Source organism: Nitrospirota bacterium, assembly GCA_016219645.1.
In the GTDB taxonomy this organism is placed as follows: domain Bacteria; phylum Nitrospirota; class Nitrospiria; order Nitrospirales; family Nitrospiraceae; genus Palsa-1315.
The window spans coordinates 1-26,013 of the sequence record JACRLR010000034.1 but is presented as its reverse complement, the minus strand read 5'-3'; the positions used below and the strand labels follow the sequence as shown (position 1 = coordinate 26,013).

The 26,013-nt window shown below is 55.4% G+C and carries 25 protein-coding genes, 3 tRNA genes and 1 other RNA gene; 15 read left to right on the top strand and 14 right to left on the bottom strand.

From position 1 onward, the window contains the following. Positions 1-64: 64 nt before the first annotated feature. The 4 genes from clpX to HZB34_12540 all read right to left on the bottom strand — a co-directional run bounded on the left by clpX (position 65) and on the right by HZB34_12540 (position 3,739). Positions 65-1,321, bottom strand: a complete 1,257-nt coding sequence (clpX, locus tag HZB34_12555; GenBank protein MBI5316792.1) for an ATP-dependent Clp protease ATP-binding subunit ClpX — start codon at positions 1,319-1,321, stop codon at positions 65-67. A gap of 14 nt (positions 1,322-1,335) precedes the next feature. After that, positions 1,336-1,971, bottom strand: a complete 636-nt coding sequence (gene clpP / locus HZB34_12550) for an ATP-dependent Clp endopeptidase proteolytic subunit ClpP (protein ID MBI5316791.1) — start codon at positions 1,969-1,971, stop codon at positions 1,336-1,338. Positions 1,972-2,274: 303 nt separating this feature from the next. Next, complete coding sequence (gene tig, locus HZB34_12545) at positions 2,275-3,549, bottom strand: trigger factor (GenBank protein ID MBI5316790.1); 1,275 nt, start codon at positions 3,547-3,549, stop codon at positions 2,275-2,277. 107 nt (positions 3,550-3,656) lie between these two features. After that, positions 3,657-3,739: transfer RNA gene (locus HZB34_12540), tRNA-Leu, on the bottom strand. A 385-nt stretch (positions 3,740-4,124) separates the two neighbouring features. Between HZB34_12540 and HZB34_12535 the strand changes: the two genes are divergently transcribed. The 4 genes from HZB34_12535 (at position 4,125) to HZB34_12520 (ending at position 8,412) form a co-directional block, all read left to right on the top strand. Further along, the gene (locus tag HZB34_12535) at positions 4,125-5,198 is read left to right on the top strand and encodes a HEAT repeat domain-containing protein (protein ID MBI5316789.1); all 1,074 of its coding nucleotides are present in this window, start codon (positions 4,125-4,127) and stop codon (positions 5,196-5,198) included. 242 nt (positions 5,199-5,440) lie between these two features. Then, the gene (locus tag HZB34_12530; GenBank protein ID MBI5316788.1) at positions 5,441-7,018 is read left to right on the top strand and encodes a sigma 54-interacting transcriptional regulator; all 1,578 of its coding nucleotides are present in this window, start codon (positions 5,441-5,443) and stop codon (positions 7,016-7,018) included. Between the two features lie 265 nt (positions 7,019-7,283). Then, complete coding sequence (locus HZB34_12525) at positions 7,284-7,658, top strand: DsrE family protein (GenBank protein ID MBI5316787.1); 375 nt, start codon at positions 7,284-7,286, stop codon at positions 7,656-7,658. Between the two features lie 154 nt (positions 7,659-7,812). Further along, complete coding sequence (locus HZB34_12520; GenBank protein MBI5316786.1) at positions 7,813-8,412, top strand: pyridoxamine 5'-phosphate oxidase family protein; 600 nt, start codon at positions 7,813-7,815, stop codon at positions 8,410-8,412. 200 nt (positions 8,413-8,612) lie between these two features. Here HZB34_12520 and HZB34_12515 read toward each other — a convergent pair whose 3' ends face one another. From HZB34_12515 to HZB34_12505, 3 genes are all read right to left on the bottom strand, one after another. Beyond that, on the bottom strand, positions 8,613-9,569 hold the full coding sequence (locus HZB34_12515; protein MBI5316785.1) for an OmpA family protein: 957 nt from the start codon (positions 9,567-9,569) through the stop codon (positions 8,613-8,615). Between the two features lie 82 nt (positions 9,570-9,651). Next, on the bottom strand, positions 9,652-10,080 hold the full coding sequence (gene mscL / locus HZB34_12510; GenBank protein MBI5316784.1) for a large conductance mechanosensitive channel protein MscL: 429 nt from the start codon (positions 10,078-10,080) through the stop codon (positions 9,652-9,654). 50 nt (positions 10,081-10,130) lie between these two features. After that, positions 10,131-11,237, bottom strand: coding sequence for a DUF481 domain-containing protein (locus tag HZB34_12505; GenBank protein ID MBI5316783.1), 1,107 nt, complete (start codon positions 11,235-11,237; stop codon positions 10,131-10,133). Positions 11,238-11,879: 642 nt separating this feature from the next. On the opposite strand from HZB34_12505, the gene HZB34_12500 reads away from it, so the two are divergent. The 6 genes from HZB34_12500 (at position 11,880) to HZB34_12475 (ending at position 15,895) form a co-directional block, all read left to right on the top strand. Next, positions 11,880-11,969 (top strand) — tRNA-Ser (locus tag HZB34_12500). 315 nt (positions 11,970-12,284) lie between these two features. Further along, positions 12,285-12,384: signal recognition particle sRNA small type (ffs, locus tag HZB34_12495), an RNA gene on the top strand. A gap of 109 nt (positions 12,385-12,493) precedes the next feature. Further along, positions 12,494-14,329, top strand: a complete 1,836-nt coding sequence (gene dnaX / locus HZB34_12490; GenBank protein MBI5316782.1) for a DNA polymerase III subunit gamma/tau — start codon at positions 12,494-12,496, stop codon at positions 14,327-14,329. Beyond that, positions 14,326-14,649 (top strand): YbaB/EbfC family nucleoid-associated protein, encoded by a 324-nt coding sequence (locus tag HZB34_12485; GenBank protein MBI5316781.1) that lies wholly within the window; start codon positions 14,326-14,328, stop codon positions 14,647-14,649. The genes dnaX and HZB34_12485 overlap by 4 nt, the downstream gene beginning before the upstream one ends. Positions 14,650-14,664: 15 nt before the next feature. Then, complete coding sequence (gene recR, locus HZB34_12480; GenBank protein ID MBI5316780.1) at positions 14,665-15,267, top strand: recombination protein RecR; 603 nt, start codon at positions 14,665-14,667, stop codon at positions 15,265-15,267. A 328-nt stretch (positions 15,268-15,595) separates the two neighbouring features. Beyond that, positions 15,596-15,895 carry a TraR/DksA C4-type zinc finger protein gene (locus tag HZB34_12475; GenBank protein MBI5316779.1) on the top strand — a complete coding sequence of 100 codons (300 nt, stop codon included), beginning with the start codon at positions 15,596-15,598 and terminating at the stop codon, positions 15,893-15,895. A gap of 69 nt (positions 15,896-15,964) precedes the next feature. Here HZB34_12475 and HZB34_12470 read toward each other — a convergent pair whose 3' ends face one another. The 3 genes from HZB34_12470 to HZB34_12460 form a co-directional block, all read right to left on the bottom strand. Further along, entirely contained in the window at positions 15,965-16,888 is a 924-nt protein-coding gene (locus HZB34_12470; GenBank protein MBI5316778.1) for a tetratricopeptide repeat protein, read from the bottom strand. A gap of 361 nt (positions 16,889-17,249) precedes the next feature. Next, positions 17,250-17,591: a hypothetical protein gene (locus HZB34_12465; protein ID MBI5316777.1), complete on the bottom strand. Its 342-nt coding sequence runs from the start codon at positions 17,589-17,591 to the stop codon at positions 17,250-17,252. Positions 17,592-17,760: 169 nt separating this feature from the next. After that, a tRNA-Val gene (locus tag HZB34_12460) sits at positions 17,761-17,835 on the bottom strand. Between the two features lie 168 nt (positions 17,836-18,003). On the opposite strand from HZB34_12460, the gene trmFO reads away from it, so the two are divergent. The 5 genes from trmFO (at position 18,004) to HZB34_12435 (ending at position 22,865) form a co-directional block, all read left to right on the top strand. Beyond that, entirely contained in the window at positions 18,004-19,320 is a 1,317-nt protein-coding gene (gene trmFO, locus HZB34_12455) for a methylenetetrahydrofolate--tRNA-(uracil(54)-C(5))-methyltransferase (FADH(2)-oxidizing) TrmFO (protein ID MBI5316776.1), read from the top strand. Beyond that, the gene (locus HZB34_12450; protein MBI5316775.1) at positions 19,293-20,249 is read left to right on the top strand and encodes a tyrosine recombinase XerC; all 957 of its coding nucleotides are present in this window, start codon (positions 19,293-19,295) and stop codon (positions 20,247-20,249) included. Before trmFO ends, HZB34_12450 begins: the two co-directional genes overlap by 28 nt. 121 nt (positions 20,250-20,370) lie before the next feature. Continuing rightward, the gene (gene argB, locus HZB34_12445) at positions 20,371-21,267 is read left to right on the top strand and encodes an acetylglutamate kinase (GenBank protein MBI5316774.1); all 897 of its coding nucleotides are present in this window, start codon (positions 20,371-20,373) and stop codon (positions 21,265-21,267) included. A gap of 171 nt (positions 21,268-21,438) precedes the next feature. Beyond that, positions 21,439-22,164: a M20/M25/M40 family metallo-hydrolase gene (locus HZB34_12440; GenBank protein MBI5316773.1), complete on the top strand. Its 726-nt coding sequence runs from the start codon at positions 21,439-21,441 to the stop codon at positions 22,162-22,164. Further along, positions 22,161-22,865 carry a hypothetical protein gene (locus HZB34_12435; GenBank protein ID MBI5316772.1) on the top strand — a complete coding sequence of 235 codons (705 nt, stop codon included), beginning with the start codon at positions 22,161-22,163 and terminating at the stop codon, positions 22,863-22,865. Before HZB34_12440 ends, HZB34_12435 begins: the two co-directional genes overlap by 4 nt. Before the next feature lie 46 nt (positions 22,866-22,911). On the opposite strand, the gene HZB34_12430 is transcribed toward HZB34_12435, so the two are convergent. The 4 genes from HZB34_12430 to HZB34_12415 form a co-directional block, all read right to left on the bottom strand. Next, complete coding sequence (locus HZB34_12430) at positions 22,912-23,454, bottom strand: gamma carbonic anhydrase family protein (GenBank protein ID MBI5316771.1); 543 nt, start codon at positions 23,452-23,454, stop codon at positions 22,912-22,914. Between the two features lie 119 nt (positions 23,455-23,573). Continuing rightward, positions 23,574-24,332: a PCP reductase family protein gene (locus HZB34_12425; protein MBI5316770.1), complete on the bottom strand. Its 759-nt coding sequence runs from the start codon at positions 24,330-24,332 to the stop codon at positions 23,574-23,576. Between the two features lie 24 nt (positions 24,333-24,356). Next, positions 24,357-25,277, bottom strand: coding sequence for an Mrp/NBP35 family ATP-binding protein (locus HZB34_12420; GenBank protein MBI5316769.1), 921 nt, complete (start codon positions 25,275-25,277; stop codon positions 24,357-24,359). 123 nt (positions 25,278-25,400) lie between these two features. Beyond that, complete coding sequence (locus HZB34_12415; GenBank protein MBI5316768.1) at positions 25,401-25,679, bottom strand: hypothetical protein; 279 nt, start codon at positions 25,677-25,679, stop codon at positions 25,401-25,403. Positions 25,680-26,013: the final 334 nt, after the last annotated feature.

Below are 26,013 nucleotides of genomic sequence, written 5' to 3'. Positions count from 1 at the left end.
CTGGCCCTAAGAATCTCGATCCGATGTCTTGCCATTCTTAAAAAACGTCTATGTTTCTAATGGCTTAGGCTGTCTTCGCATCCTTGTCTTGTTCGAAGATTCTGATGGGAGGGTGTTTGCCAAGTATGGCATCCTCTGTGATGAGAACTTCCTTAATTTGTTTCTGCGAAGGAGCATCGTACATGACGTCCAGCATCACGTCTTCGAGTATCGCACGCAATCCTCGAGCGCCTGTTTTCTGAACAAACGACTTCCGTGCGATCGCCCCGAGGGCGCCTTCCGTGAACTTGAGCTTCACTTTCTCAAAGGAGAGCAATTTCTCATACTGCTTCGTAAGCGCATTCCTTGGCTCGGTCAAGATTCGGATGAGCGCCCGTTCATCAAGTTCGTCTAATGTGGCTACGACCGGTAGCCGGCCGACAAACTCCGGAATCAAGCCGTACTTGAGAAGGTCTTCCGGCTGAACTTTGGCGAATAGTTCCCCAAGACGCACGTCGCTCCGTCCGCGAACCTCTGCTCCGAATCCCATCGCCTTCCTGTTCAGGCGTTGCTCGATAATGTGTTCGAGCCCGACGAAGGCCCCGCCGCATATGAACAGGATGTTACTCGTATTGACCTGGATAAACTCTTGATGTGGATGCTTGCGTCCGCCTTGAGGTGGGACGTTGGCCACAGTCCCCTCGATAAGCTTGAGCAGCGCTTGTTGGACCCCTTCTCCAGAAACGTCCCGGGTGATGGACGGGCTATCGCTCTTGCGGCTGATCTTATCAATTTCATCGATATAGACGATGCCCCGCTCTGCCCGTTCGACATCGTAGTCCGCTGCTTGCAGAAGCTTGAGAATGATGTTTTCTACATCTTCGCCGACGTACCCTGCCTCTGTGAGCGTAGTCGCATCAGCCAGCGTGAAGGGGACGTCCAGGTATTTCGCAAGCGTCTGAGCCAGGAGAGTTTTCCCTGTTCCTGTGGGCCCCAGCATGAGAATGTTGCCCTTCTGGAGCTGCACATCGTCAACGTCTTTATCTTTGGACGAGATTCGCTTGTAATGGTTATGCACGGCTACCGAGAAGATTCTCTTGGCCCGTTCCTGTCCCACGACGTACTGGTCCAGATGGTGCTTGATTTCCACGGGCTTCTTGAGCTTCGACGAAATCTCCTCTTTGGCTTCTTCCCAATCCTCGGCGATGATATCGTTGCAGAGGTTGACACATTCGTCGCAGATATAGACGGTGGGCCCGGCAATCAACTTGCGGACTTCGTCGCGGCTCTTCCCACAAAACGAGCAGCGGAGATGTCGATCCATCTTATCCAGCTTCGCCATGAATCCTCCCCTTGTTACTTGTCCTTGGCTACGTCTTTTCCTGCGTCGCCACTGACAGCCTTGAGGAGCTTCGGTGGCCGAGTGATGACTTCGTCGATGAGACCGTACAGCTTGGCTTCTTCTGCCGACAGGAAGTAATCCCGCTCGGTATCTTGGGATATCTTCTCCAAAGGTTGGCCGGTATGTTTTGCCATGATCTCATTGAGTCGTTCACGGATTTTCAAGATCTCTCTCGCATGAATGTCGATCTCAGTCGCTTGCCCCTGAAACCCACCCATAGGCTGGTGAATCATCACCCTTGCGTTCGGCAGAGCGAATCGCTTGCCTTTGGTCCCAGCGGTGAGGAGGAAGGCTCCCATGCTGGCAGCTTGGCCGAGACAGATGGTGTTGATCGGAGGTTTCACATACTGCATGGTGTCATAAATCCCCAATCCCGCCGTGACACTTCCTCCGGGAGAATTCACGTAGAGATTGATGTCTTTTTCAGGATCTTCTGCTTCAAGGAACAAGAGCTGAGCAATGATCAAATTGGCAAAGATGTCGTCGATCGGTGCACCGAGGAAAATGATACGGTCTTTCAAGAGGCGAGAGTATATATCGTAGGCGCGCTCGCCTCGATTCGTCGTTTCGATCACAATGGGAACAAGCATGCACGTCGTTCCTTTCAGTTAACAGGGCGCTGAAAAAGTCGCCCTTCTCACCCGCCAAACCCTGGTTGCTACTTCACCCGCCCGCCCTGAGTCTGCCAAGACCGCCTCTTAACCCAGGGACGCACCTTTTCTCATACGTTGTTCTCGCTTCGCTCACAGGCTCAACGTACCGAGGCTTACGCCTCGCCTCTTCGCTTGCTGCGGCCTTGCTGCACAGCCTTATTGAGCATCCTGCGCGTTGCACCCCCTAGTTCCCCAACATACTGACCAATGAAATCCTGTCCGGCAATGCGCCGCCCGGCACTATCCCTGAATCACGGCATTGCGGTATACAAAATCCAGCGCCTTGTCCGCTAAGGTCCTGTTGCGCAACTCATCGATGGACTCCTGTCCGCCGGCTTTAATCATTTTGACGAGTTCGTCCGGCGACATTTTGAGATCCGATGCCAGCCGCACAATCTCGGCATTCAGATCGTCCTGCGTGACCGTCAGCCCTTCTTTCTCCGCAATCGTTTCCAATACGAGCCCGAGCTTCACGCGGCGCGCCGCTTCATTCCGATGCTCTTGACGAAGCTGTGTGAGATCCTCCGTGCCCGGCGATTCCTGGCCTTTCCCCTTCTGCTGCTGCATATACTGGCGGGTGATGGCCTCTAGCTCACGTTCCACTAAAGTCTCAGGGAGATCGAAATGATGGGTCTCCACGAGCCGCCTGATGATCGTGTCCTTATAGCCGTCTTCGATCTCTCGCTTCAGCGCCCGCTCCATCCCTTCCCGCAGTTTATCTTTGATTTCTTGTAGTGAATTGAAGGGGCCGCAATCTTTTGCGAACTCATCGTCCAAAGCCGGTAACTTCTTCTCTTTGACAGATTTGATCGTGAGCGTAAAGACAACCGTCTTACCTGCAACTCGGGCATCAGGATGGCTGGCAGGGTAGGGCTGGGATACCTCAAGCCGGTCGCCCTCTTTCTTCCCTCCAACATGCGGATCAATTTCCACACCTAAGACAGACGCATGTGATCCGACCTTGTGGAGTTGACCTTCCTTCTTCGTACCTTCCAGCGGCAGCCCATCGAGGGCGCCTTGGATATCCAGCACGAGATAGTCTCCGTCTACGATGCTGTGGCCGGACGGTACCGCCTCCAGACGTGCCTGTTGCTCACGCAAGACCTCAATCCCTCGCTCCAGCTGTTCATCGGTCACAGTGCGCTTATCAGGTTTGAGCGAGATCGGACTCGGTGCCTTATAGTCCCGCAACTCGATGTGCGGCCTGATCTCGACGGTTGCAGTAAATGTAAAGGGTTCATCCTTTTTGATCTTGGCCCTGTCGAGCGGAGGAATTTCGACATGGACTGGCACAATCCCCGCTTGGCGGACGGCCTTGTCGTAGAAGTCCGGAACGAGGTTTCGAATGACGTCTTCTTCCACAGTCTTGGCATAGCGTTTTTCCAACAGGGCAACCGGCGCCTTACCAGGGCGGAATCCCGGGATGTTGACCTGGCGGTTCAACTCGCCGTAGGCCTTGGTAAGCCGTTGGGTGACCTCATCAGCCGGCACCTCTATTTTGAGAGCGCGTTTCATTGGCCCTAGCTCAGTAACTTCCATTTTCATAGCTGCTGCCGCACCCATTACGTTGTATAAAGCCTTCCGTGGGCTATCGAGCCATCACTGGCTGCTCTGCCGCAGTATGGTGCGAGAGGGGGGACTTGAACCCCCACGGTCACCCACGAGATCCTAAGTCTCGCGCGTCTGCCAGTTCCGCCACTCTCGCATAGTGGGGTCTGCAGGAGTCAACTCCAGCCTGACAAGCACACAAAGAATACTCGATGTTCCTGTGTGTCTTTTGTACCGTTGGATGCATCCCACTGTCAACCCATACTCCCGCAGGGTGGGAGACTGTCCACTTGGGTACCCAGGAGACGGTTACCAGCCATTTTTGCACAATAGATCTGCCCGGACAGATCTATCGCCCATTCAGCCCTTCTTGAGGAGCCAGCGATCACGCGTTCCGGACGACGCATTCATGGGCCATAGATTGGGGAAACCGTCAAAGAGCCTCATCATGCCCACGGTACCCTCAACCTCCGATGGCAGGTATAATCCGACGGCATACATAATTCATCACTCGTGTGCCGGTAAGGAGGTGCGGGATGCGCATGGCGCTGCTGCTCTTAGTTCTGGCTTTTAGTTTTGGGGCACTTCACGCCCCTTCTTCGTGGGCCTATCGTGACTATTTCACGACGGGGCAGAAAGCGCTGCTGGAGAAGATTCATACCCTGCGTATTGAGGCGATTGCGCTGGCAGACCAGGGAGTTCTTGATGCGACGCCCCTTACTGAGCTTGTCGCCCGCCGGATGGGTGAGTTGGGATTCACAGTGATACGAGAAGCTGGTAAACCTCACGACGCTGTGCTCAAGGTGAAATGCGAAGAGCGAAAAACATGGGAAGGCACCACGTCCGCAGGAGGCGATGCCGATTTGCCCGATGCCCCATCTCGGCTATGGAAAGGTCCCGCCTGTCAGATGACTTATCGACTAGGAGACATGAAGGTCCACTGGCAGAAAGAGGTCAGAACCGAGTTTGAAGATGCGGGACAGGCTGCACAATCGGCTAACGCGGGAAATCCAGGGGTCTATGCCATGGGAAAATTGAGGGAGATTCTTGAGGTATACGACTTCCCCTTGTTGCTGGCGGCCGAATGGGGTCAGCCGGAACGACTTCTGAAGCTGCTCGATCGATCCGATACGCCCCAGGCTAGGCGAATTAAAATTATTTCTCTCTTGGGCGAGATGCAAGCTGACGAGGCCATGCCGAAATTGAAGGAGGTGCTCAAAGATCGCGGCCTGGCGAAGCAAGCGATTGGCGCGATGAGCAACCTTGGCAAAGAGGGCATTCCGCTCTTGGTTGAGATCATGAATACATCACCGGAACTCGAGGTGCAGGCCGCAGCCGCCAAGGGGTTGGGCCAGCTCGGTGGACTGCACGGGGATGCCTCGGTCGTGCCGCCGCTGCTGGTCAAACTACAGGATCCGAAGACCGACTGGTCCGTGCTCACAGAGGTGGCCTGGGCGTTGGGTAAGATTCCGGATAAACGATCAATCCAGCCACTTCAAGATCTCGATAGGAAACTCCAAGCCCTGCGCGATCCGGAGAATGTGCAGTTGAAGAAACTCAAAGAAGCAGTGTTCTGGGCGATCAAACAGTGCGATACCTGGGATCAGTTCAGCTGAAGGGGGGATGGAAGGGCACCCATGTTGGTCCTGTGCTCCCGGAACGCGCGCCCTCAGAAGGGCCTCGTGCGACGGCCTCACGTAGACCAACATGGGTGCCCCTTCAAGAGAAGGAAAGCGGGCAAGCTTGGAAGGAAGAGAAGGGAGCGGCCAGGCTGCCCATCCCCTCTGCTGATTGACAATCCTCTGTCAGAGACTTATCGTCCTCCACGCTGGACTAAACCCGGCTCGGAGATCACTAGATGGACAATCCCCCTTCTTCGCTTCCTTCCTCCCGATCTCACAATGTGTTGGAGCGGATCACCCTCCAGATGACGTCAAGTCTTGACCTTCGTGTGGTGCTCACCACCGTCACGCAAGGGCTGGTCGACGAACTGGATGCGGCTTTTGCCCGCATCTGGCTCTTAGGTTCCGGCGATCTCTGCGCCGATTGTTACAAAGCGGCAGACTGTACAAATCGGGATCGCTGCCTGCACCTCGAGGCGAGTGCAGGGCTCTACAGCAATCTCAACGGGGAGTATCGCCGCATTCCGCTCGGGGCGCTCAAGATCGGAAAGATCGCCCAAGGTTTTGGACCGATGTACACAAACGACATACTTGGCGACGACCGGCTCCCGAACAAACAGTGGATGAAAGACAATGGGCTCCACTCCTTTGCCGGTTACCCGCTGAAATTCCACTGGGAGCTGCTCGGTGTCATCGCGATGTTCGGGCGGCGGCCATTGAGCGAAGAGGAGTTCGAGCGATTGGCCGTCTTTGCCAACCAAGCCGCTATCGCGATCAAGAATGCGCAACTCTTTACGGAGGTCGGACAGCTCAAGAATCGACTCGAGGCTGAGAACCTCTACCTCCGTGAAGAGATCAAGTCCCAGCACAATTTCGAGGAGATTATCGGCGAGAGTCAGAGCATCATGGCCGTTCTGCGACAGATCGAACAGGTCGCGCCCACGGACTCGACGGTCCTCATCCGGGGGGACACCGGGACGGGCAAGGAACTGATGGCCCGGGCGATCCACCACTTAAGCCCGCGCAGGGCTCGCTCGCTTGTGAAGGTCAACTGCGGAGCGATCCCCGCAACTCTCGTCGAAAGCGAACTCTTCGGACATGAGAAGGGATCGTTCACCGGCGCGCTGCAGCGCCGCATCGGGCGATTTGAGTTGGCGGATGGTGGGACCATCTTTCTGGATGAAGTCGGAGAATTACCGCTGGATGCGCAGGTCAAGCTCCTACGGGTGTTGCAGGAACGGGAGGTCGAGCGGGTTGGGAGCGGCCATTCTACCAAAGTTGACGTGCGGGTGATTGCAGCCACGAATCGTGATCTTCATGCGGCGGTGAAGGCCGGCTCCTTTCGGGCCGATCTTTTGTACCGGCTGAATGTGTTTCCGATTGAGGTGCCTCCCCTCTCTACTCGTGCGTCGGATATTCCACTCTTGGTCAACCGATTTGTCACCAAGTTCTCAAGCAAGTTAGGTAAGAAGATTGATGGGGTGTCTCAAGTGACCTTGGAGCGCCTCATGAAATATTCCTGGCCAGGCAACATTCGTGAGTTAGAAAATGTCATCGAACGGGCCACGATCCTCGCCAAGGGGCCAATGCTTCAGATCGACGACGTGCTGCTTCACGGGAACGCCGCACCGCATTTGCCGACTGCCGATTCCTTGGAAGAGGTCGAGCGAGCCCACATTCTCCGCATCCTCCACGATGTGAATTGGGTCATCGAAGGAAAGGAGGGCGCCGCCACTCGGCTGGGCCTCCATCCTAATACGTTGCGGTCACGTATGCAGAAGCTGGGAATCAAGAAACCTCGTTCCATGGCGTAGCAGCAAATCTAGCGTTCCGCTCCCACGATATATCGTAGCTCCACGACATCTCGTAGATGCTCCTCCCTTTCGCTCTGCTTCATCTTGCCGCAAATAGTTCGGCAACTCCTTGTCTCGACAGCGGTTTACCTCGTTTCTTTGATTATGGTGGTACGTGGCATCGGCCTTGCGCTAGCGAATGAATGTGATGCCCAGTGCAAGGCAGGCAGCAGAGCCGAACAGACAACCACAATCGTGTGGAAATTATTCAATCCACGGAGGGCCCATGAAAACCGCCATCATCATAATGTCCGATCCGAAGAGTGGTTCAGAGGAAGCGCTTGGGCGAGTCTTTAACGCCCTGGCCCTCGCGTCAGAAAGCAAGCAGAAGGGCGATGAGGTCGCCGTGGTCTTCAATGGAGCCGGAACACGGTGGCCAGCTGAGCTGACCAAGCTCGCTCATCCGGCCAATGGCCTCTACAACGCCGTTCGCGATGTGGTGCAAGGCGCCTCATGCGGCTGTGCGGAGGTCTTCGGGGCAACGGAGAGTGTGAAGGCCTGTGGGGTGCCGGTAGTGAAGGACCATGCCCTGGCTGGAACCGCGGGCCTTTTGAGTCTCCGACGTTATATCGCGGAGGGGTGGCAGACGGTCGTGTTTTAACAGGTATGACACTAGCTTCAGGTGCTCAAAACGGCTGTCCAGCAAGGCCGCAGCGAGCGAAGAGGCGAGGCGTACGCTTCGGTACGTTGAGCCTCTGAGCGACGCGAGAACGATGCTGGCGGACGTTTTCAGCATCCTGAAAGAGGGGGAAAGGATGGCGACTAGATATCTCGATCTGACGTTTACAGAATCAGTGCAACGCGCGCAGACACAGTACTACGGGAGAGCCGGTAACATCGCAGGCGCTCCGGAGCGAGACCCCCTGGGCCAGGCAGAGGCTGAGTTTATTGCGGCTCGCGACAGCTTCTACTTGGGCACGATCAGCGAAAGCGGATGGCCCTACATTCAGCATCGCGGAGGTCCTACCGGCTTTCTGAAACTGCTGAACCCAACGACTCTCGCGTTTGCAGACTACAAGGGGAACCGGCAATTGTTGAGTACCGGCAACCTGTCCGTGAATGACCGAGTTTCGCTGTTTCTCATGGACTACAAGAACCGAGAACGGCTGAAGATTCTTGGCCATGCCCGTGTGGAAGATGCCTGCGCCCATCCCGAACTTATCGCGCAGCTCATTGATCCCAAGTTACGTCCGAACGTGGAACGTCTCGTGTTTATCGATGTCGTCTCGTTCGACTGGAACTGCCCGAAATACATTACGCCACGATACTCGGTCGCCGAAGTGGAAGAAATTGTCAATCCATTGAGAACGCAGATCGTGGAACTCGAAGCGCAGATGCGAACTGTGAAAACATAGGAACGGGCTCTTAATTTTCTGAGATGATTGAAGCGGCTTGGTCCTCGACCTCAATGAGGTTCTGGCCACGATCACAGAGGATCCGGTTGCATGGAATGGGTTAAGCAGAGGAACTATTTGCTCCGGAGAGTAGCGAACAGAGCAACGGGGGCTTCTCCTGGATGGAAAAGCCCCCGTCGTCGTTCTCCTTGTGCGAATCGCTACTTCGTGACGCGAACCTCGACACGGCGGTTTTTTGCACGACCCGCAGGGGTTGTGTTCGGCTCAACCGGCTTGCTGTCTGCGTAGCCATGGATCGTCGGAGCGCTAAGGCCGCCTGCTTCAAGCGCCTTTGCTGCATTGGCCGCACGGGATTCAGAGAGTTCCTTGTTCGTCGGGAACTTCTTCTTTAATTCGCCCTGGATCGCCACGTTGTCGGTGTGACCGTCCACCGCCACCTTGTACTCTGGATAGTCCTTCAAGACCGTTCCGACTCGCGTCAGTGCATCGGCGCCGGCCGGTTTCAATTCATCTTGGCCGGAACCGAACAGATAGCCGGAGGCCAGGTTAATCAACAACCGCTCATTGTTCAGATCGACCGTAATGTCGCCCTTCTCAATCTCAGGACGTAGCGCCCGGATCAATCCCCGCTGGGCCTCTTTTAGTTTTTGCTCTTCAGCTGACAGAGTGCCTCGGAGGTCCGCCAGTTCCCTGTCACGATCCGCCAGTTGGCGCTCCAACTCCGCGATACGCTGCTGGCTGGCGGCCGCTCCGCCTGTCGCCGCGGCCAGTTGTGCTTCGAGGCCACTATTCTTGCTGTTCGCAGCGGCGAGTTGCGCTTCGAGGCCACTAATTCGGCTGTTTGCCGCTGCGAGCTGCTTCGCGGAATCGCCGGTACCGGAACGCAGTGAAGCAATCTCCCGATCTCGGTCGGCGAGCTGCCGCTCCAGATCGCTGATACGGCCATTGAGGGCGCGAATCTGCTTCTGTGCTGCACCCAGCTCATCGGGGGGCGGAGCCTTTGGCTCGACACATCGAGCGTCATTCCAAGCCGTCCATCCGTGAGTCTTCTCACAAATGGGGCTCAAATCCGCGTTCTTGACGTCTTTCTCCAAGCTTCCGCAGCCTGCCAGAGCGGCCAAGCTTGCCACCACGATAATGGATTTAATCGCCTGCATGATGATTTCCTCCTTCTGGGTCGCGCGGGCATCTACCAAGCAAGTTTACCCATTCCCGCATGGTGGGAAACTCCGTTGTACCTTAGACATTGGATGTACAATGTGCGCATTTCGTGGCCTTGATCGGAATTGCCGACAAACAATGCGGGCAGGCTTTGGTCGTCGGGGCCGCGGTCGGTTCAGGTTTCTTCAGCCGGTTGACTTGCTTGACGAGGAGGAAGATTACAAAGGCGATGATAATAAAGTCAAATGTGGCTTGAAGAAAAACCCCGTAGTTGATGGTCGGTGCTCCTGCTGCCTTGGCCGCAGTGAGAGAGGGTTGTGGCGTTCCGGACAGATTGATGAACAGGCTGGAGAAATCCACCTTTCCCATCACCAATCCAAGGGGAGGCATCAGCACGTCGCTGACGAGCGACGAGACGATCTTCCCGAACGCCCCGCCGATGATCACACCGATCGCCATGTCGAGCACATTGCCCTTCATGGCGAAATCTTTGAATTCTTTCAGCATAGTTCCTCCTCACGAAAATATAGAATGTACGGCATTGGCTCTTGCGAATATTAGCGTTTCCTGGTCGTATCGAAGTTGTACCCAAGGGTCAGGAGGTACAAGTTGTCCGTTTTCTCAGTGTCCGTCGTCGGTTCACTGTTATATCGGGTCGTCATTTGGATGTTGCTCACGAAGCCCGCAAATAATTTGAAACGGACGCCGTTGTCCATCGTCAAGTAATAATTCTTGGTACTCTCCGGGTAAAATTCCTGGTTGTGGTAGAACGTCACGCGATCATCCAAGATCGGCCAGTTGAGCCTGACCGCCAAGCGGGCTCGGGCGGATTTTTGATCTTTATCATTTTTGAAGTCTTCATTGAAGTAGGCAAGTCCGGTCTCGGCATAGAGTGTCATGTCCTTGAGCCAGGGACTTTGATAATCGCCCTTTTCGATAAAGCTGTAGCCGGGACCGGAGGAAAGGGCGGTTCGCAAGTTGAGGTCCTGAAATTCATCTTTTTCAAAGTAGGAGGCCGCGAACCAGAAAAAGCGTTTGGTGATAAAAAAGTCCATCTTGATCAATGCTCGCGTGTTTTTAGCAGAGAGTTCGCCGTCTTGATGACTGTAGACATACCGGCCGTTCAGAGTTAGGCGGAGTTGCTCGCCCCGAGCCACGAAGTCTCCGAGGAGGCTGCCATTCTTCGTTTGACTGTTTCCGGTTGCTTGCGAATAGCCGCCGGTCAGGGTGCCTGAATAGATGACCGGGGCTTGGATCATTGGATTCAGAGCGGTGATCGAATCCAGCGGAACCTCCATCGTTCCCTTCAGAGGCTCAGCTCGCACAGTGACGGTTCCGTCGGGGCCCTCGGTGGCCGTGCCGATCAGCACGGTCCCTTCTTTGAGATGAAACGGGATTGGGTGGCTTACGGAAAGCTTGGCGATACTCTCCCATTTCACCTTCACCAGGTTGTCAGGGCCGGCCGGGGTCTTGAGATGTAGGATGCCGCCCTCCATTGCGATGACCTCACCGTAGAGAATGCTCCCGTCCTTCAGTGTCACGATATCGAGCGGCGCAGGAGCGAGAGGTGGAACATCTACCACCACTGGAGCAGTAGCGGCCGCCACAAGTCTCGGTGTCATGCAACAAACCAGAAGAATGAGAAGCCAGAATCCTTTCTTCATCAAACCCTCCTTACCAGTGAGCGAACGCCCATGCTTCCATCTCCCATGCTCAAGAGAAGGGATCGGGAACCATAGGGTGGTTAGTCCTAAAAGCCTCAGTCGTATAGCTGAAATCATCATGGGTGGCAAGGGCATACACTACGACACATGCCGATGTGAGCGACGCGAGCATCGCATCTGGATGCAATGGTTGCCGAAGATAAGCGAAGTCAACGCCGTTGACAGGGACAGGCCCATTTCACCAAACATCTTTGCAGATGCATGGCTGGCAGACAGGTACTGCGAAGATATTGTCCTGGTTTTCTGTAACTGATTGGTACGTTAGGGGGCTATTCCGCCACAGACAGGCTGCAAAAAAACTATTGTGTCACGATGGAAACTCAATGGCCTGCAGGTCTGAGACAGGCCCGGTCTGTCTAGTTCATCTGGTTTAATTTGTTCATCTAGTTGGTCTTGTTTAACCAAACAAACGAGATAGATCATACTACAGCAATTAACAGTCTCCTTTCGCTGGCGGACTTCTTCAGCATCCTGTTAGGAAAAGGGGATTGGGGAGGGTCAAAGCCACGGCGATGAGCACTGACGGTCACCTTGCCGGTCATCAGACCGCATGTTAAGATGCCGCCTCGCAAAAATCAATGCGGAGAGGTGCGAGAGTGGACGAATCGACATGCTTGGAAAGCATGCGTCCCAGCAATGGGACCGTGGGTTCGAATCCCACCCTCTCCGCCAGATGAAGACGTGAAACGTGAGGCGTGAAGCGTAAGGGGCGAGAGTGTAGGAGAGCATGAAAGCCCCGAGAGTGGGATTCGAACAGGGGGATCGCGGGGGATGTGTCTCCCGCGTGGGGAGTGTACGAGGGGGCTGGCCCCCTCTGTAGGAGCGAGCGCTGTTTCAGCGCGCGCGACTTCGAATGCCCACCCTCTCCGCCACTCAAAGAAGTGCTGAGTTCTGAGTTATCAGTTCTGAGTTAGAGGATAAGGGAACGGAACACATCTTCGCATTCATAACTCAGCACTCAAAACTCAGAACTAGGTGAGGATTAGGGGCCGGGCCCTGTGCGACAGAACCCTGTGAACCCCGCCAGGTCCGGAAGGAAGCAACGGTAAGCGGTCAGTTCTGTGTGCCGCAGGATCACCTGGCCCCGCTCTTCTCTTGAGAGAAATGTTGAATGGTAAATGTGAAATGTTGAATTGTGTCGGTTATTCTCATTCAAAATTTACCATTCATCATTCAACATTCGGAGCATAGCGACGTTGGATTACCAAGTCTCTGCAAGAAAATACCGGCCGGGAACGTTCGATGACGTGATCGGACAGCCGCACGTCGTTCAGACGCTCGTGAACTCTATCAACACGAAACGAATCGCCCAAGCCTATCTCTTTTCCGGAACCCGCGGCGTCGGGAAGACTACGGTCGCAAGAATTCTCGCGAAGGCCCTCAATTGTGAGCGGGGACCAACCGGCACGCCCTGCGGCATCTGTTCCAACTGCCTCGAAATTGCGCAGGGGACCTCTGTCGATGTCATGGAGATCGACGGGGCGTCCAACACGAGCGTGGACGATGTGCGCGAGATTCGAGAGAATGTCAAATTCGCCGCCTTTCATGGAAAGTACCGCGTCTACATCATCGACGAAGTCCACATGTTGTCGAATTCGGCCTTCAATGCGCTGTTGAAGACGCTGGAGGAGCCGCCCCCGCATGTGGTGTTCATCTTTGCCACCACTGAGATTCACAAGATTCCTGCGACGATTCTCTCCCGCTGCCAGCACTACAATTTTCGTAGGATCCCACGGACCGAGATCGTTGAACGACTGCGCCATGTCATGCGTCAAGACCAGATCGTGATCGAGGAACGCAGCCTGATGGCCCTTGCGCGGGCCAGCGAAGGCAGCATGCGCGATGGGTTGAGCCTGCTCGATCAGGCAGTGGCGTTCGGTGGCAAGACGATCCTCCATACGGATCTGGAAGCCCTGCTGGGGGCGGTTCCGCAAGAACTCGTTCGCGCGATGATTCAGGCGATCACGGCGCAGGAGAGCGCTGCAGCACTTCGCGTGCTGGCCCAAGTGTTGGACCAAGGACATGATCTTCGGGCCTATTGTGCGGAAGTCGTCGAGTATGTACGCAACCTGCTGGTAGTGACGGTCGTGACTTCATCCCACGAACAGCAGGGGTTGATCGAGGCCTCCGCGGAAGACCTCGCTCAGATGGCAGACGATGCCAAGACGTTCTCGCCTGAGTCACTACAAGAATTGTTTACGATCTTCACGCAAGCGGAGGACTCGCTCAGGCTCAGTGCCCATCCTCGGTTTGTGCTCGAAACAGCTGCCGTGCGTGCGACGCGGGTGCTGCGTCGCACGGATGAGAAGTCACCGGTACCCCAAAGGGCGCAGGCAGCCCAGAGGACAGGCCCCCCAAAGCCTACTCCAGTGGGCACAGGCCAGTCGGTCTTGCCGGCTCGTTCCGCCGACCCAGAGCCCCCTTTGGCACCTCGGATTCCTCAGTCAACGGATACCGCTCCGAAGCCGCCCAAGTCTACTGCTGTCAGAAGCTCGATACCTCCACAAGACTCCTCGACGAGTTCTCAAAGCATCCGCTCCCCTGGCACTGCCGATGAGGCAAAGGTTTCGGTGTCTGAGGTACCGCCTTTAACTGAGGATGGACCCTTAGCGATCAGACTCAATTGGGAACACTTTCAGGAAGAAGTAGCTGGGGCCTTTCCCAATATCGCCCCTTTCTTGGAAATGGGCCGACTCGTGAGCATAGATGGCCATGTGGTCACGATTGGATTTTCCAAACTGGCGACGGTGGCCCGGGCAATGATCGAGAAACCCGACAATACGGCGGCACTCACATCGACCTGTGAACGGTTAAGCGGGCAGGCTATAAGGCTCAGGATCGTTGAATTGACCGAGTCGGATGCCCCTGGGCCGACCATGGCGCAACTCAGGGTAGCGAAGGAAAAAGAACAACGGCTGGTGCTCTTCGAACAAGCGCGAGCACATCCGGTCGTCAAACAGGCGTTGGAGATGTTCGGCGCAGAGCTCGCAGATGTGAGACCTCTGTCGAGCCAGAAGGAGGTCGAGAGATGAAAAACCCGTTAGGTAATATGGGCAATCTTCTGAAACAAGCACAGGCTATGCAGGCGAAAATGGCGAAGGTGCAAGAGCAGGCATCGACGAAGACGGTGACCGGGACGGCCGGTGGTGGAAGTGTGACGGTTACAGCCAATGGGGCCATGGAGCTTGTCGGCATTGTCATTGATCCCGAAGTGGTGAAAAGCGGCGACGTGGAGATGGTGCAGGATCTGGTCATGGCCGCGTCGAACGATGCGCTCAGGAAGGCTCGCGAGATGATGGCTGAAGAGATGAAATCGGTCACCGGTGGGATGAATGCCCCCGGACTGTTCTAGCAAAGCTATCACATCATGGCGGTTGATCAACAAGGACTACTCACAAGGCTGGTGCGCGAGTTAGTCCGTCTTCCAGGCATCGGCCAAAAGACAGCACAGCGATTGGCCTTTCATGTTTTGAAGGCTGAGCGCGAAGACGCGCTTCGCCTGGCCGATTCGATTCGTGCTGTCAAAGACGGGCTCTCATTTTGCCGTCAATGCCGAAACATTGCTGAGGGAGAACTCTGCGAATATTGTCTCGATCCGAAGCGGGACCGAAGGAGAATCCTGGTGGTAGAAGAACCGAGTACGACTTATGCCATCGAGCGGGCGGGAGCGTATCGCGGCTTGTATCATGTATTGCTGGGTGCCTTGTCTCCCCTAGACGGTGTCGGCCCGTCCGATATCAGAGCCGAGGAATTAGTCGATCGAGTGAAACTAGGGGGAGTCGAGGAGGTAATCCTCGCGACGAGTCCGACAATCGAGGGCGAGGCAACCGCCATCTATCTCACAAACCAACTAAAGCCTCTCGGGGTCCGGGTTTCTCGTATCGCCTATGGCATTCCAGTTGGAATGGATATCGAGTATGCCGACGAGGTGACACTGCTCAAGTCGATCGAAGGCCGCCGGGATCTGTAACAAGATGGTTCTTTAGTTTATTTGGTTTGTCTTGTTTGTTTGGTTCAACAAAACCAACTAATATAAACCAAACAAACCAAATAGACCGGTTTTTCCCCAGATATGCTGCCCATTGACCCTCCCGCCGAGCCCCTGCTATAGTTTTGCTCTTTGAGACTATTTTATCCTTCAAGCAGGTCACAGCATGAAAGCAGGCCGTTCCGCCAAGCGTATCTCGCCCACTCCACCAGCTTCGAAATCTGCCACGATGAAGCGCAAGGCCAAGACACTGTCCCAGGGGAAAAAATATGCGGCGATTCGTCGTGACCTTGTGCGGCAGCGTAAGGCCATGTTGGAAGAAGCTGTCGAGGGCCTTGCCAATCCAAATGGTCCGGCGGCGTTCCCGGATGTCAGTGATCAGGCGTCTGCGGAGGCCGAGCAGAATTTTACATTGCGTATCCGTGAGCGAGAGCAGCGATTGATCAAGAAGATCGACGAGGCGCTTGATCGGATAGACCAGAGCACCTATGGCATCTGTGAACGTTGCGAAGAAGAAATCCCCTATCCCAGACTGAAAGCCCGCCCCGTCACCACCCTCTGCATCAACTGCAAGACGCTGGAAGAACAAGAAGAAAAGGCTCGGCGCTGAACCGGTCGTGCCGCACTGCTCCTCTTCGAAGCGGCTAGAACTGCAGTATAAATGTTGCCGTACAAATCACTAGCGTTTCAACACCTTGACGCGTTGTTGGACAACAGCGATGCGGCCGGCTTCATCGGGGATACCTTCGACCAAGGCAAGATAGGTCTCGTACTCTGAGAGGGCTCGTTTCGGATTCGTCGGCTCGTAGGCTTCAGCTAGGTTGTAGCGGGCGATTGCATAGTTTGGGCGGAGCGTGACGGCCTTTTCATATGAGGCAAGCGCGTTGGCCTTGTCCCCCAGCTTTGCGTAGACCGTGCCGAGATTATTGAGAATCTCTGGGGTGTTGGGTCTGATCGTCAATGACTGAAGCATTTCTGTCTTGGCCTTCTCGTACTCTCCTTTCCCTTCCCATGCCAGTCCCAGTTTGTGGTGAGCCTCTGCCTGCCACACCTTATTTGTAAACCCGCTTGCAATGGCCTTCTGATAGGCAATGGCTGCGATATCGTAGTTCTGGACCCCGCAATAAGAGAGCTGCGCGGTTTGGCCTCGCGCAAATTGCTGGAGCGAGAGGAAGGGCTCCTTGTCCTCTGCGCCTTGACCATCTTGCTGTTGCCCTGACTTCTGCCCGCTTGGATGGCGCAATCGATCCAAGAATTCGCGTCGATAGGGAGAGAACAGCCGGACGTAGGGGTCGATCGTCATCGAGGCTTGGAGCAAGACGGGCTGCTCACGCGGCCCAAGTACCAAGTACTGTGTCGTGGTTTTCTCATCGCCTGTTTCGTAGAGGGCGCTGGAACTCATGCTCGTCTTTGCGGACAGTTTTGGCACACTGAGATAGAACTCCAATACAGGCTTCAGCCGCGAGAGGGTCTGGCGAAGCACTGGGAATGGATTCAAGTCGAGCCCGGACGGAAAGGTGAAGATGACCCCTACCAGCGTCCCATCTTCGTCGAAGAAGTACGACTCGTCGCCATGTGATGGGCTTCGGTTTGAAGAAAACATCAACTCTTGTCCACCCCCCCAGTCTTGTGATTTGAGGGTAGCGGCCGGATGGGTCTTGAGGAAGTCGGATTTCGAAATGCAGATTGTCTTGGGTTTCAGGAGGACCAGATCAGTTTCTGAGGGAGGGAGGTTCGATGTCTTACTAGGTGTTCCGCAGGAGCTGAGCAATAGGCTCAGCCCTACCCCATAAACTACCCACTGTCGAACTGGTCGAGGACGCAGTGCCGGGATGTCACATAGATTCTGACTCACGAAAGAAGCATACACGAAACATGAAAGGGTTTACCAACGGGGTGAAAAAGCGACGCCCGCTTTCGTGAAGAGAGCGGGCGTCGCTTTTGAACACGATCTGCAGGAAGAATTACCGCCGTTGACTATCCAACATCGAATCCTCAGCCGTATATCCGAAAATGTACTGCATCTTGCTGGGGAGCTTGTAAATTGGCCGGTTCAGTCCGTAATCGAGCGCGACTCCGACAGGGTGCAAGGCAAACGCTGCCCAGCGCCAGGGGTTATCGTTTGCAGCTGCGCCAGCCGCCACATCGGTATAGACCAGGGATGTAGGGTCCATCACGCTGTAAATACTGGCTGGAGGGCTATAGTTTCCATCTGTATCGGCCGACATCTGCTGCTGGCTGTTTCCAGCACACCCGACGGCGGTGGCCAGGAAGAGAATCCCCAAGGCAAGAGCCGTAGTTCTCATTGGTGACCTCACTTGTCTTGTATGGTTCAGAATTAATGATCTCTCGATTGACTGAAGTGTAGCCGATCGACTGATTTCTGTCCATGATTGGAGCGAATCGGGCAGCATTCGCAGAGCCGGTCGGTTTGGAAGAGAGATGTCTGGATTGAGAATGACACGAAAGAGGCTGTGGTAGGCGATACTGGTATCGAACCAGTGGCCTCTTCCGTGTGAAGGAAGCGCTCTACCCCTGAGCTAATCGCCTACACGTGAGAAAGTCTAGCATGGGGTTATAAATCGGATCAACCGTGGCGCCCTGCGTCAGGCATAGCACGGTCACCTTGACATCCCCAAAAACAGGTTCCTACAATGCCCCCGCTCTTCGCCCACATTTTTCACGAGGGTTAGTCTTTCTTCGCGGAGTTTCACTCGAATGCGCGATGACATCGTCATTATCGGTGGCGGGCTGGCCGGGTCTGAGGCGGCTTGGCAGGCGGCCAATCGTGGAGCGAAAGTCACGCTGCACGAAATGCGGCCTAAAGAAATGACGCAAGCGCACAAGACTGGCGGGATGGCCGAGCTGGTCTGCTCGAATTCACTCGGCTCTGCGGATGTGCTGAACGCCCCAGGCATTCTGAAGGAAGAAATGCGCCGTCTCAACTCACTGATTATTCGGGTGGCGGATGACGTACGGGTTCCAGCTGGGTCGGCCCTAGCCGTTGATCGCGAGCAGTTTTCGTTCAAGATTACCCAAGCTTTGGAGGGACATCCGAACATTCGCATTCTGCATGAAGAGGTGACGGAGATTCCAACCGACTGTATATGCATCGTCGCGACCGGCCCGCTGACCTCTGACAAATTGTCTCAAGCCATTGCACAACTAACCGATTCGAAGCATTTGTATTTCTACGATGCGATCTCTCCGATCGTGGATGCCGACTCCATCAACATGGATGTCGTATTTCTCGCATCCCGCTACGACAAGGGCGGGAATGATTATCTCAATTGTCCCATGGACGAGCCGGCCTACAACGCCTTCTATGATGCGTTGCGCTCAGCGGAGAAAGTCCAACCCAAAGAATTTGAAAAGACACCCTACTTTGAAGGGTGCCTTCCCATCGAAGTCATGGCAGAACGAGGCCGCCAGACCATGCAGTTCGGTCCGTTAAAGCCAGTGGGCCTTGAGAACCCCAAAACTGGCGCCCGCCCCTATGCTGTCGTACAACTCCGTACGGAAAATGCCCATCGGTCCTGTTACAATCTCGTGGGGTTTCAGACTAAATTGACCTATGGGGAGCAGAAGCGGGTGTTCCGCATGATTCCCGGGCTCGAGCAGGCGGAGTTTTTGCGTTACGGCAGCCTGCATCGCAACACGTTTATCAATTCTCCCCGCCTGCTGCGCGATACGCTTCAGTTCAAAGCACGCGGCACGCTCTTTTTTGCAGGGCAGCTGGTCGGCGTCGAGGGCTATACGGATTCCGCCGCTATGGGAGGATTGGCAGGAATTAATGCCTCTCGTAGTCTGGCAGGATTGCCGTTGGTGACGCCGCCTCCCACCACAGCCCATGGCTGTCTCGTCTCGCACATTACGACCTCAGACCCTCGGCACTTTCAGCCAATGAATACGAATTTTGGGCTTTTCCCTCCCCTTGCTACACCGACCAGAGACAAGGAACGCAAACGACGGCTCACGGGGCAACGGGCGCTTGAGGATCTGACGGGATGGATGACGCAATTCGAGCTTTTATGACGTTCCTCGAGCTCGAACGTCATGCATCGCAGGAAACAGTGCGCAACTATGCGTCGGATCTTCGACAGTTTCAGTCCTTTACCAGTAAGGACAATCCGAGAAGGCCCACCCTCGATCCTGCTGCAGTGACAACCGAATCCATCCGCGCCTATCTTCATTGGTTGGACCACAAGCGCGAGAAAAGTACGTCGATGGCTCGGAAGCTCGCCTCTCTCCGTAGCTTCTTTCGTTATCTACAACGAGAAGGCATGGTCGGCGTCAATCCTGCCGAGGCCGTGAGAACGCCAAAACAGCCGAAGCATCTTCCACGCGTGTTGACCAAAGATGACGCAGCGGCGCTGATGGAGTTTCCTGCCGATCCGGCGGGAGGGTCGCTCCGGGATCGCGCCTTGCTGGAGACGCTCTATTCGACCGGGGCTCGCGTCAGTGAGCTTGTGGGGATCAATCTCGAAGATCTCCGTTCGTCCGATGGGTTGATCCATTTGCGGGGAAAGGGTCGAAAGGAACGGATCGTGCCGATCGGGGCGGTCGCGCTACAGGCCATTCAGGCCTACTTGAATCAGCAGCCTGTCACGAAATCTCGAGATCTGACAATAAAGGCGAAGCGCGTTTCATTGCCGATCTTTCGCAATAGCCGAGGCGGACGGCTCACGACCCGAAGCGTCGCCCGCATTGTAGCCCGCTATTCCAACCGGCTTGCCGGTGGCCCTGTGAGTCCCCATACATTGCGCCACTCCTTTGCCACCCACCTTCTCGACGAAGGGGCCGATCTGCGATCGATTCAAGAAATGCTTGGGCATGCCTCATTGAGCACAACCCAGAAGTATACGCACTTGGCCACAGACCAGCTCCTGGCCGTCTATGATAAGACTCATCCGCGAGCCGGTCGTCCGACCAGTGCGCGTGTTGTGAAGGACGTCAAGCCATGATCTTCATGCGGTCACGGGCAACCCTCTGCGTCAACTTATTGTCGGGTGGCGATGCGCATCACAACCGTGCTCGCCCCCCGTTTCATGCCGTTCGCACATGTCTCTCCATGGGAGCCAGAACATGAACAGACTGATTAAAAAAGCCAACGTCCTGATCGAAGCGTTGCCGTACATCCGCACATTCAAGGGCAAGACGATTGTCATCAAATATGGCGGTCATGCTATGACCGATGCGCCGTTGAAAGAGCGGTTCGCCCAAGATGTCGTGCTTCTGAAATACGTAGGTCTCAACCCGGTCATTGTGCACGGCGGTGGGCCTCAAATCGACAAGATGCTTCAACGCCTTGGTATCGAAGCCAGGTTCCGTCATGGTGTGCGGGTCACAGATGAGGCCACGATGGAAATCGTGGAAATGGTGTTGGCCGGCAAGATCAATATGGAAATCGTGGATCTCCTGAATCGCCATGGTGGCCTCGCGGTCGGCTTGAGTGGTAAGGATGGCGGGCTCATGCTCTCTCGCCCACTGACCGCAAAAGCCTGGGCGGCAAGCCTAGAAAAGGATCTCAATGACGGTGAAGGGGACGAGGATTTTGGCTTGGTTGGAGAGGTCCAGTCCATCGATCCCACGTTGGTGAGGAAACTGCAGCAGGATCATTATATTCCGGTCATCGCGCCCATCGGCACGAACCGGGAAGGGAATACGTACAACATCAATGCCGATCTGGTAGCTGGGGCAATGGCCGCGGCACTCGGGGCAGAAAAGCTGGTCATGATGACCGACGTAAAAGGGATTCGCGATACGAATGGGCGCCACCTCTCGACAGTCTCCCGCAAAGATGTGCAGCGGATGGTCAAAAAGGGCACGATCAGCGAGGGGATGTTGCCCAAGGTTCATGCCTGTCTGGATGCCCTCGGCGGCGGCGTCGGCAAAGCCCATATCATCGACGGCCGGATTCCGCATGCCATTCTCCTCGAAGTATTCACGCGTAAAGGTATTGGAACCGAGATTACATCGTAGCCGCCCGGGCAGTCTTTCGTTGTGGTACACGAGCGCTTCCGAATCAACCGTCATCTTGAGGCCCTTGTCGGCGAGCGGCATCCTGACACAAGTCCTCGAGCGCTTCGGAGGGCAGCACACTATCTATCAACGCAGTTTTCCAAGGCTGGATGGGCCTCCAGCAGTCAGCTCTTGAGTGCCTGGGGCAAGGTCTATCGAAATGTGGTGGCGACCAGGAATCCGGACTGGCCAGGAGACTGGAAAGAGTTGTCTCCCCTCCTGATCGGGGCCCACTACGACACTGTGTCCGGGTCACCGGGTGCAGATGATAACGCAAGCGGCCTGGTTGTCCTTCTTGAAGTGGCTTCTCGCCTGCGTGCACAACCTCTCACAAGACCGGTCTGGCTCGTGGCATTCTGCCTTGAAGAGCAGGATCGACTGGGGAGTCAGGCCTTCGCATCCCGCTTGAAGGCCGAAGGGCGCGAGTTAGCCGGCGCGATTATCCTGGAATGTGTCGGGTTCGCCAGGAGCCAGGCCGACACACAGCAATCTCCTCCTGATATCCCTATCGCGGTGCCGACCCAGGGAGATTTCATCGCCATTGTGGGCAACGAGGCATCCAGGTCTTTGGTGCGTCAGATAGAACAGGAGGCCCAGGAGCCTGCTGCGCAGCTCAAGACTCTATCGTTAGTAGTGCCAGGCCGAGGAGAGGCGATGCCCCATACCCGCCGCAGTGACCATGCATCTTTTTGGGATGCAGGTTATCCAGCCGTAGTGTTGACCGATACAGCGAATTTTCGGAATCCCCATTACCATCGTCATACTGATACCGTGGACACACTCAATCTTGATTTTCTCTCCTCTGTCGTGACGACAGTAGCCACGACCGTGATCCAGATCGCTGGAGTACGGCCATGATGGCAAGTCGTACGAAGCTGGGCCCTGCGACCCGACGTCTCGTGGCTCAGGTGTACGGGGGTCTCGACTATGACGCACTAGGGCCTGTCTACTGTTACGAGGGTGGCGATGAGTTTTGGCGAGCGAAGCGGGGGCCCTGTGATCGGCTTGGGAGTCGAGTCGCCGCGGCATTGAGGGGGAAACTTGGACGGGGCGGCCGCAGTCTCTATGTCGGCGCTGGGGTGACAGAGCTTCCGGCATTGATCATGGAAATGGTAGAACTAGGTCGAATGGTAGAGCCCTATAATCTTCGGAGCGCAGAAGTTGCAGCCCTCAACCATGCCTGCCATTCCGTCCCACTCACGTTCCATCTGGCTGATGCAGCCAGCGCGAAGGGTCGCTTTGATCATTTGTGGATCGTCAGTGTATTGAACGACCCTGAACGGTTCCCACATCTGTCGCCTCTGTCGTACGGCCGAGGCAATCCGCTGACCCTCGACCCGCTGAAGTTTGGCAAAGAACGTCGTACCGTGCGTGCCCTGGTTGCACGTTGTATGGGAAAACTCACGCGGCCTGGTTTCGTCACGACAACCACAGAAGAAGTTCTCTGGATTGCAGAGTGGTGCCACCAGCATCGAGTGACCTATCGGGTTGGAAGACATGAATATCCGACGGCACTGGTGGGTGATCCAATCTGTTTCATTGAAATTGGCAAGGGATAAAGAGGTGAAGCGTCGTTCGTGAAGCGTGAAGCGCGGATAGACCGGGCTATGAGATTCGGAAACCCGGTTTGGCTTTTGAGGTGCTGTCCATATACTGGCCCGCGTACTTCACGTAGTTCTCCGCCGACTCCTTAATCCACGCGAGTTCTTCCACCGTGACCGGTCGTTTCACCTTCGCGGGCGAACCAAGGATCAGGCTCTTGGGTGGCACAATGGTTTGTTCTGTGATCAGGGCTCCGGCTCCCACGATAGAGTCTTCTCCGATTACGGCGCCGTCCATGATAATAGCTCCCATGCCAATCAGCACACGATCTTTAATCGTGCAGCCGTGGAGGATGGCCCCATGGCCGATCGTCACCTCGTTGCCGATGATCAGCGGATGGGTATCGTGGGTGACATGGAGCATGCAGAGATCCTGCACGTTTGTCCTGTCACCAATCCTGATAAAGTGCACGTCTCCTCGAACGACGGCATGGAACCAGACACTACAGTACTCACCCACCACCACATCGCCGATGACGACGCCTGTTTCGTCGATAAAACAGGAGTCGGGGATGATGGGTTTTATTCCCTGAAATGTGCGGATCATGCAGCCCACTGTAGGGGAATCGGCTCGTAACCTGCAAGGGGGGGCAGGGGCATCAATTGAAAGGCCCATCCAGAAAAACTGGATGGGCCTTTGCGGGCACTTTCGGATGGGTCCTGTCCCTACATAAACTTGAGGAACTTCTCCTTCACGTCATCCATCACTTGGGCCGTAATAGTCGCCATCCCGCGCTCCTTCGCCACCCGCTCGACTTCCTTACGGGCCATGGGACGGATAAAGTCCGGAATGTTTTCAAGCCGCTTCTCGGCTTCTGGCGTCCAGCTAGTTCCATTGCTCGAGTCGTTCTTGGAGTCGTCCATCACTTGTAACGTGATGGTCTTGTATCCCTGCTTACGAGCATAGGCCTCCACACTGCTCTGTACCATCGGCTTCACGAACGAAGGAAGCCGGTCGAGCTTTTCCTTCGCATCGGGCGACCAGGCGAACTCCGAAGTCGCCGCTCCGGCGTTACCGGGCTTCCCGCTGGAAGTGAGGCCCATTTCAGCCACCATCGCGGAGAAGGGGCAACCGCCGCCGGACTTCTCTCCAGGCTTGGCTGCCGGTGTAGCCGTCGCTGCTGCGACCGCTGGCTGACCACCTTGGATCTTCTCGTTCAAATACGCTGCCATCTGACCAGAGCCTGCGGCTACTTCGTCTTTCAGCGTGCCCCGAGTCATCTCGAACGGCTCAGCCTCAACGGTACGCCCACCCAGCTTCACCCCGAGAGAACTGACCATCTGAGTTTCGCCTGCATTCGTGACCATGGAAAACTTGGCATTGCAAGAGGGACAACCGAAGAACACGCCGAGCGAATCCTCTCCAGGCTTTTCCACCTTCTCAAAGTTCATGTAGGTTTCACAGTTGAGGCATACGAATTTCATGGGTCTCCTCTTCGATGCATTGCATCACAGTTTATCAGCCAGCACCTTCTTGTAATCGAGTAACGTTCTGATACGCCCGGCAATATCTTGGTAGCGTTGAATCGTCGGATAGGTTTCGTCGAGCAATGGCTCCCCCTTGTCGAACGTGCGCGCGAGTTTCCGGTCGAAGGGAATCCGTCCGAGCAACGGCAGGTCTAGCATCTCACACATCGCCTCGGTATTGCCCTCGAACAACTCGTTCACTTCACCACAAGAAGGACAGCGATACTCGCTCATATTTTCGACCATGCCCATGACCTTGATACCGATGTCGCGGGCATAGGTGACCGACTTCTGCACCACATCCGATGCCACTTCTGATGGCGTCGTGACGACAATCGCTCCCGCCAGGTCAGGAATAAACCCGGCAATGACCGGCGGCTTGTCCGCCGCAGCCCCAGGAGGGAGATCGACCAGCAGATAATCGAGCTCACCCCAGACGACATCAGCCAGGAATTCTCGAATGACATTCATTTCCATCAACCCTAACCAGACCGGGCTGACATCCATCGGCCCTTTCCAACGAACCGGCGATGCATCATCCAAGAAGAAATCCATCGACGCGACTTTCAGACCGAGGGGCCCAACCGGGGGAACCGCGCCCTCAGGCGTCATCGTTAATGACTGACCGTGCAAGCCCAACATGCGAGGCACACAAGGCCCATTCAGATCCACGTCTAAAAGTCCGACCTTCATGCCCTGCCGAGCAAAAGCCAAGGCCAGATTGACCGTGGTCATGCTCTTACCCACCCCGCCCTTCCCACTCATGACGACCAACTTGTGCGTGATGCCGGCCATGCGAGCATGGACCTGTTTAGTATTTTCTGAAATCTGTGCGAGCACTTTGGCGTCGTCTGAGTACTTCAATTTTCCAAGAATGGTCTTCAGATCTTTTTCAACCGCCATAACGGAAACTCCTCACTAACTTGGCGAATACACAGATGTTGACCGTACCACAGGGATTTCCGGGGAGTCAAACTCCACACATCCAGTCCGCCAGATGGCACACATTCCGACGCCTAACCAGCATTATTCATGACGGTTCGTCGCGAAATCGCGCAGTCGCCATGCGAGACAGGCGCGCGGAGATAGGGGACAGGCTCCGCCGTATTCGGCGGTGCCTGTCCCACTCCCAAAACGGGGGCAGGCGCCAAAGTAAGATGGGCGCCAGTCCCCAACAGTATGTTGACCGACCGAACGGCAAGCCCGCCTGCCTGGATACCGGGCCACCGCGTCCAGGTGCGTCGTCACCGCGCTTGCGAGGCCGAGCGCCATATACATGATCCTGGCGCGAAGAAAGAGTTCCACATCAGGTTCCGACTTCCATCTCCGCGATTGCAGCAGAAGCGAACATGAATAATGCGGGTTATGTGGTAGAATCAAAATTCCCAAAAGACGGAAGGTGCTAGCTGGTGGTCTTCATCTATAGAAGGGTTTTAATGGAGGTCTTTTCACTTCTTTTGAGAAAGGGAGAATGCCGATGAGACGATCTACAACGCAACTAGGGAAGGTCTGATTTATTCTCCGTTCATGATGTGCTAAGGGTAGCGCAGCACTGAACGGGAGGCGCGCCCATGCAGCAATCGACATTTGCCGAGGTTACGTTTGAACAGTATCGCAAGCCCACTCGCCGGGAACGGTT